Origin of the sequence: Mesorhizobium sp. M7A.F.Ca.US.005.03.2.1 (assembly GCF_003997795.1) — a bacterium.
GTDB lineage: Bacteria > Pseudomonadota > Alphaproteobacteria > Rhizobiales > Rhizobiaceae > Mesorhizobium > Mesorhizobium ciceri.
In genome coordinates this window covers 1-585 of record NZ_RZRP01001531.1, presented here as the reverse complement: position 1 = coordinate 585, position 585 = coordinate 1, and the positions used below count along the sequence as shown (strand labels likewise).

Sequence of the window (585 nt, the reverse complement as noted above, 5' to 3'; positions counted from 1 at the left end):
GCATAGGGATGCGTGGCGTCGATCAGCAGATCGGTGGCCGTTTCCGTGAGGTAAGCGGCCAGCCCGTCGGCGCCGCCAAAGCCTCCGCTTCGCACCGGCACGCCTTGCGCGACCGGGCTTTCGGTGCGGCCGGCCAGCGACAGTGTGACCGAGGCACGCGCCGCCAGTTTTCCGGCCAGTTGCCGCGCTTCGGTGGTGCCGCCGAGGATCAGGATACGGTGGGTCATTATGCCTGCTGAGCGTCAATCGCGAGCCGCCTGGCTGACAGTCGTCGGCATCGGCGAGGACGGTTTAGCGGGTCTCGGCGACGAGGCCAAGCAGCGGATTGCCCAGGCTGAGATCATCTTCGGCGGCAAGCGGCACCTCGCCCTTGTCGCTTCCTTCGCCAAGGGCGAGCCGCGCCCATGGCCGGTTCCCTTCGATGCCGAGATGGCTGACGTCCTGGCGCTTGCCGGCAGGAACGTCTGTGTGCTCGCGTCCGGCGATCCCTTCTTCCACGGCGTCGGCGCCACGCTCGCCCGCAAGGTCAAGGCGCAGGAGATGCACGTTATCCCCGCGCCTTCAGCCGTTTCACTGGCGGCCGCC

At 68.2% G+C, this 585-nt stretch carries 2 protein-coding genes; one reads left to right on the top strand and one right to left on the bottom strand.

Annotated features, from left to right (window positions below; translation table 11 throughout):
- On the bottom strand, positions 1-227 hold a 227-nt coding region (locus tag EN991_RS38940), incomplete at its 3' end, for a precorrin-6A/cobalt-precorrin-6A reductase (protein ID WP_206519373.1).
- Position 228: 1 nt separating this feature from the next.
- Here EN991_RS38940 and EN991_RS38935 point away from each other — a divergent pair.
- On the top strand, positions 229-585 hold a 357-nt coding region (locus EN991_RS38935), incomplete at its 3' end, for an SAM-dependent methyltransferase (RefSeq protein WP_245461212.1).